The sequence below is a fragment of the Paenibacillus sp. MZ04-78.2 genome, assembly GCF_024213375.1.
GTDB lineage: Bacteria > Bacillota > Bacilli > Paenibacillales > NBRC-103111 > Paenibacillus_G.
In genome coordinates, this window is record NZ_JANAVJ010000088.1 from 1 (window position 1) to 5,449 (window position 5,449).

The following is a 5,449-nucleotide window of genomic DNA, read 5'->3' on the forward strand; positions in this document are numbered from 1 at the left end:
TAATTTAATAGATTACGAGAATGGAGGACATAACTTATCCCTCGAAAAATCGTGTCTTGACAATGGGGAGCATTACAGATTTTCTATGTTTTTTGTCCGCGAATTAACGAACCAAGAAGATCAACACCTACTCCGGGTTGCCCGAGCGAAACACGTCCGGCTTTGCTGTGCGGAGAGCTTACATATTGATTGATTTTGCGCAAAAAATGAAAGTTTAAATACATGCGTCCTTGTACCATTATGTGGAGGATTACGTTTGCGATGTCATTCCTGCCTTCGATACAGGTAGACTGCCTTCAATATAAAAATTGTTACTTCTTATCCCCATCTTCCGCATGTCAAAATACCATAACTATGCAGACCAGACCGTAACAGATTCTTGCAGGATCGTATTCTTTGACGGAGAATGCAATTTTTGCAACGGATGGGTCAAATTTATTTATCACAGAGATCCTCAGGGTGTTTTTAAATTTGCTTCTTTGCAATCTCCGGCTGCCCAAAGGATTCTGCTTCCGTTTAATCATCGTCTGGATCGCATTGATTCCATTGTGCTGGTTGAAGAAGGAAGATATTATACGGAATCTACGGCAGTCCTTCGTATTCTTAAAAGGCTTGACGGGCCCATCAAGTACCTTTACTTTTTAAAAATCATTCCTGCAAGTTTCAGAGATTGGGCTTACCGACTTTTTGCCAAAAAACGATATGCCTTATTTGGCCGACGGTATGAATGTGAGCTTCCGAGTAAATCGTTAAGAGAGAGATTTGTCGACGTCTAAGCTTTGGGCATCAAGCTACATATGGGCTCGTTTTAATCCCCAATTGAAGATGACACCAAAAAATGGACTCATGAAATCAAATCCTGTATTGACATCGATTGCTATCGCTGCTATATACTATATATAACAGATGTAGCAGTTACAAAATGAACGGACTAGGGAAATTCATTCGGAGGTGCAAGGGATGATCATTCGAATTGAACCGGACTCGGAAGTTCCCATCTATGCACAACTGGTAAACAGCATTATCGAAGGTATTGTGAATGGCCGCCTACGCCCCGAAGAGCCCCTGCCATCCGTACGAAGACTGGCAAGCGACATTGGCATCCATATGCATACGGTAAACAAAGCGTATAAAATTCTTGAACAAGGAGGATTTATTCAGATTCACCGCCGAAAGGGCGTCGTTATCCAAGCGGCGCGCAAAAACGAGGACACCGGGATGTACATCGATTATTTAAAGGTAACGCTTCGGCCAATCCTCACAGGTGCGATTTACCGCGATATTTCGGTGGAACAAATTCATTCGGCAATTCTGGAAGTGTATCATGATATTGTCAATTCCGGAGGTGGAGAGTAATGCTCTTGGTAACTCTGTTTTTCATCTGGATTCCGATTATCATCATGAATGCCTTGGTTCCTTTTTGGTCCCATCCCGGTGTTTTTTTCGGGATATTGATTCCCAAGGAGCATATGAGGCATCCAAAATTGCTTGCTATCAGACGTAATTATTGTGTTGCAACCGTCATCGCGGCAGTCCTGTTGATGGGACTATCCATTCTTTGCGTACAACGCGAAGTCATGACTATGACGGCTTCGATTGTTTATCTTATTCCCGCTTACTTTGTGGTTCACGTGCTGATCTACCTACAAGGATACAGAGGGGTAAAGCGATTAAAGAAGGAAAACCAATGGATGGTGGAAAAACCATCCGTCATAGCTGTTGACACTTCGGAACATCATTGGTCAACGGTTTCGAGAATGTGGAACCTTATTCCGTTTTGGCTTATTGCAGCCAATATTGTCTTTGTCGCGTGGAATTATGACCAGATTCCAGCTAATATACCTATTCATTACAATGCTTCCGGTCAAGTGGATCGAATCGCGCAAAAATCGATCGGGATCATCTTTGCCCCTAATCTCATTCAATGCTTGATGGCGCTAATTATGGCGGGCGTACAAGAGGCTCTCATCCGAAGCAAACGGCAGGTTCATCCGGAGCAGTCTGAATTGATCAATAAGATAAGACGAAGCTCGAGACGCTATCAAGCCGCTGTTATTCATTTTATTACTTTAATTTCGCTGGCGTTATTTGCTTCTGTTCAGTTTTCGATTGCGGGGTTTATTGATTCCAGTCTGACCAACTGGATACTGATTGCTGCCATACTTCTGATTTTTGCCGCCCTGATCAGCTTGCCGATTGTTTTGAAAAAAAACCAGGCCCTTATGGCTAAAGCCAATACTCATGTCGTGTTTCCAGACGCCGGTTCGGATGAGCATTGGAAGTGGGGATTGTTCTATGTCAATCGGGACGATCCGGCGCTGTTCGTTGAGAAAAGGGGCGGTATCGGGGTTACGGTCAATTTGGGTCGGCCGACCGGTTGGTTTTTCTTGATAGCTCCCCTGATTTTTGCAGGAGTCATTGTTCTTTTTAGCTTTCTTTGAAATAGGATCGGCTATTTCGATGCCTTTACGACTCCACGCCCCCTTCGAATAACCCCCTGGTATAATATTTTCCAAGTCATGGATGTTGGTTATACTTCCCTTTAAGCCGACCGTTTCCACAAGTATTCTACGGTCAGCCTTAAAGGGGAGTTTTTCAAAGTATTTACGCTCTACCTTACGAACATTGACAGGTTCATGTTGCAATTCTTTATTTTGGAAGCAAAGGTCTTGTAATTTGGCAGGTTGGCGTCATGTCGCGGTGCGCGAACGGCGAACCCGTATCGACTGGGCGGAACAAGTTCGGGAATTACTGGACGTTCATTATCCCAAAGCTCCAAAAATCAAATTGGTAATGGATAATTTAAACACCCACTCCATCACTTCTCTCTATCAAGCGTTCGAGCCCAAAACGGCCCGTCGCTTGGCTAAACGGTTGGAGATTCATTACACACCGAAGCATGGTAGCTGGCTAAATATCGCAGAGATTGAACTCAGCGTGATGACGAGTCAATGTCTGGGACGACGCATACCTTCCATATTTGAATTAGTTCTTGAGCTATCGGCATGGGAAAGTAACCGAAACCAAAAGGGTGTCGACTGGCAGTTTACCACCAACGAAGCAAGAATCAAATTAAAACGTCTTTATCCACAATTTAAGGATTGATAGTGTACTAGTATAGGTCGTCATGGTATAGCTCAAATTCAAACGATGAGCCAAATTCGCTACACCTTGCAGGGAATAAGTGACATTGAACTCCCTTTTGATATACTCTCCTATCAACCTGAATTCCCGTCCATATTATAACGAGGTCAGCGGCTCCGATGCAGTTGTGGAGTTTTTGATACTTTTTATTCCTATTGTTCAAATATTTATTGCCTTATGTAGTGTCATTCTTCTTATTTTCCAATTCGTTGTGAATAATAGGTTCGTTAATCCACGTTATAATTATAACGTAGATTAGCGAAGATTCTGATAGGCAAAATCGCCGAAAAGCCGCGGTATTACAAGGTTTTTACATCACCCTCGTTATAATTTTACGGGGATTCAGAATCAAATGCAAGGTCCAATTGAATTTTGCTGTGAATCCGATTTCATGCGGGAGCTTTTCAACGATCATTTGCTTGAACCTCTTGTTGTTCTTTGGTTAATCGAGTTGGCGCTCCAGGGGAATGGTTCATCTTTAGCCCATTGAGGCCATGATCTTGATAGGCGCGAATATACTTGATACCGTTTTTTCGCTTCGTTTTATGATTCCAGCGATTTGCTTCATCGTCATGCCTTGAAGATGCAGATGGATCGTTTGATATCGCTCAAACATGCGGCGGGTTCTTTTCTTTCTTCATTCGTGCATTAAGCTCAATGGCATCTTGTTTCTGGTACATCTCTAATTTCTCGAATTGGTTATAAACCACTTCGACAAGAACGGCGGCAATCTTCTCCCGTTATTCACCAATTATTAAAGATTCTCAAATGGAAGTTCTTTCTTTGAACTTACTTAATATAGCATAACCATTTGTAAGAGAACTTAACTTATTGTTCCCCATTCAATGAATTCAAGTCTATTACCAAACGGGTCATTTACGTAGAAACGTTTTGCTCCTTCTAATGGTTCGTCATCTTGAATTTTATAATTAAATTGTTCTAATCGTGATTTAATTTCATTAATATTGTTAACTTGAAAAGCGGGATGTGCTTTAGTGGCGGGTATAAAGTTTTCCTGAATCCCAATGTGAAGTTGTTGGGTGTCCGTTGAAAACCATACACCGCCACGTTTTTTTAAATTCTCAGGCTTTTCTATTTCCACCATACCTAAAATTGTAGAAAAAAAATGTCTAGCTTCTGCTTCGGAATTTTTTGGAGCGGCAAGTTGTACATGATCGATTCCTAGAATGCGAAACAAAACGGATTCCCCCTCAATTTTTTAAGGTAAACATACATTATAAACGAGTTAAATCTTGATTATCCAACTAACTCAGGATAAGTGATGGTTGCGGATAAAACACAACAATGAACAAATCGGTTGAACCTAGCAGAACTCATCCAGATAAAGATAAGCTTGCAAATGCTTCGAGTCAAGACCGTGGAACGTACCGCCAATAAACGCTTTGGCGTTGGAAATGATCGTATGAAGCCACTGGAGGTAATCCGGGTTTTCAACAGGGTTACACAATTTAGCTTCATGCTGGTAGCCTTATTTGGCCAGAGCCTGGTAAGAACGATACTTGTCGCTGGAAATCGTGGAGCCGGCCTTGATATACTTCTGTACGAAATCCACGAGCGTCGTACCTTTCACGTCAGGAATCACTTGCATTTTCAGATATTTCGGGCAGCCTTTCTAGTCTAACGACAGGGCTATGAGAACGGGAGTTTGTTTTGTGCCGCGTCCGCGTTTCACGCCTTCCGTGGGCGCTCCGAAAAAAGCGTCATCAAGTTCAACAATACCGGCAAGCATATAGGGGCATCGCGCTCGCTCATGGCCTTTCTCACTTTATGTTGGATCGTCCATGTGGTCTGATAAGTAATACCGAGTTCCTCTGATAGATACGTTGCCGAAACGCCCCGCTTATCGTGAGCAATCAAAAAGATGGCCCGGAAGCATTTCGCGAGGTCAGTATGCGTTTTCTCGAATATCGTACCTGCAATGACCGTGGTTTGATGGTGGCAACGAACGCATTCAAACAGCGGCAGATTACGTGTCACGATCTCCTAAGCCTTGTCATCCTGACACTTCGGACAACGGAAGCCTTCTGGCCACTTCATTTTCATGAGATGACAATAGCATGCTTCTTCCGTTTGGAACGCCTTTTGAAACTGGATGAGATTCATCGCTTCCTTCTTTTTGCCATCAAAACCACTACTGAACATATATTCGATTTTAGTATTTCAAACATACGTTCGCATTAAAAGAGAATCAAAATCTATAGATAGATATCCTAAATCCCCGGTCAAATTATAACGAGGCAGGCGCTGAGATTTCCAGCGCTTCATAAAGTTCAATCTGGCGTCT

General features: G+C 42.7%; 6 protein-coding genes and 2 pseudogenes. 4 read left to right on the plus strand and 4 right to left on the minus strand.

What is annotated here, in order from left to right; translation table 11 throughout:
• Positions 1-335 precede the first annotated feature (335 nt).
• The 4 genes and pseudogenes from NLX71_RS25865 to NLX71_RS25880 form a co-directional block, all read left to right on the plus strand.
• Positions 336-776, plus strand: coding sequence for a thiol-disulfide oxidoreductase DCC family protein (locus NLX71_RS25865; protein ID WP_254366654.1), 441 nt, complete (start codon positions 336-338; stop codon positions 774-776).
• A gap of 184 nt (positions 777-960) precedes the next feature.
• A complete protein-coding gene (locus NLX71_RS25870) occupies positions 961-1,356 on the plus strand; it encodes a GntR family transcriptional regulator (protein WP_254366655.1) in 396 nt (131 codons plus the stop codon).
• Positions 1,356-2,441 (plus strand): DUF1648 domain-containing protein, encoded by a 1,086-nt coding sequence (locus NLX71_RS25875; protein ID WP_254366656.1) that lies wholly within the window; start codon positions 1,356-1,358, stop codon positions 2,439-2,441. The genes NLX71_RS25870 and NLX71_RS25875 overlap by 1 nt, the downstream gene beginning before the upstream one ends.
• A 241-nt stretch (positions 2,442-2,682) precedes the next feature.
• Positions 2,683-3,105, plus strand: a pseudogene (locus NLX71_RS25880) (transposase); the annotation flags it as partial.
• On the opposite strand, the gene NLX71_RS27225 reads toward NLX71_RS25880, so the two are convergent.
• The 4 genes and pseudogenes from NLX71_RS27225 to NLX71_RS25890 form a co-directional block, all read right to left on the minus strand.
• Positions 3,073-3,222 carry a winged helix-turn-helix domain-containing protein gene (locus NLX71_RS27225; RefSeq protein ID WP_375377973.1) on the minus strand — a complete coding sequence of 50 codons (150 nt, stop codon included), beginning with the start codon at positions 3,220-3,222 and terminating at the stop codon, positions 3,073-3,075. The pseudogene NLX71_RS25880 and the gene NLX71_RS27225 sit on opposite strands and share 33 nt — an antisense overlap.
• A 400-nt stretch (positions 3,223-3,622) precedes the next feature.
• A complete protein-coding gene (locus NLX71_RS27230) occupies positions 3,623-3,760 on the minus strand; it encodes a terminase gpP N-terminus-related DNA-binding protein (RefSeq protein ID WP_375377974.1) in 138 nt (45 codons plus the stop codon).
• Positions 3,761-3,967: 207 nt separating this feature from the next.
• Entirely contained in the window at positions 3,968-4,342 is a 375-nt protein-coding gene (locus NLX71_RS25885; protein ID WP_254366657.1) for a VOC family protein, read from the minus strand.
• A 59-nt stretch (positions 4,343-4,401) separates the two neighbouring features.
• Positions 4,402-5,307 (minus strand): annotated as a pseudogene (locus NLX71_RS25890) (IS1595 family transposase).
• Between the last annotated feature and the right edge of the window lie 142 nt (positions 5,308-5,449).

Coding starts and splice junctions, on each gene's coding strand:
- NLX71_RS25875 (WP_254366656.1), top strand. CDS start 1,356: ATGCTCTTGGTAACTCTGTTTTTCATCTGGATTCCGATTATCATCATG.
- NLX71_RS25870 (WP_254366655.1), top strand. CDS start 961: ATGATCATTCGAATTGAACCGGACTCGGAAGTTCCCATCTATGCACAA.
- NLX71_RS27230 (WP_375377974.1), bottom strand. CDS start 3,760: ATGTTTGAGCGATATCAAACGATCCATCTGCATCTTCAAGGCATGACG.
- NLX71_RS25865 (WP_254366654.1), top strand. CDS start 336: ATGTCAAAATACCATAACTATGCAGACCAGACCGTAACAGATTCTTGC.